Below are 296 nucleotides of genomic sequence, written 5' to 3' on the forward strand. Positions count from 1 at the left end.
CACTCTGAAGTTTTCTTGTTTTTTTGCAGTAAGGAATGGTGGAGCTATGCGGGATCGAACCGCAGACCTCCTGCGTGCAAAGCAGGCGCTCTCCCAGCTGAGCTATAGCCCCATTGTAGTTAAATCTCGTTTAACCTTAATTTCTGTTGAGGCAAGGCGTGGTGACGCGAAGCATACTGAAGTATGTGAGCATCGCCGCAACGCAGCATCAGCAGAAATTTGGTAGGCCTGAGTGGACTTGAACCACCGACCTCACCCTTATCAGGGGTGCGCTCTAACCACCTGAGCTACAAGCC

The 296-nt window shown here is 51.4% G+C and carries 1 tRNA gene; it reads right to left on the minus strand.

Annotation, left to right across the window (positions count from 1 at the left end):
- Positions 1 to 36: 36 nt before the first annotated feature.
- Positions 37 to 112: transfer RNA gene (locus OGV52_RS00010), tRNA-Ala, on the minus strand.
- Positions 113 to 296: the final 184 nt, after the last annotated feature.

It is taken from the genome of Citrobacter sp. Cb041 (genome assembly GCF_030336655.1).
Lineage (GTDB): Bacteria > Pseudomonadota > Gammaproteobacteria > Enterobacterales > Enterobacteriaceae > Citrobacter > Citrobacter braakii.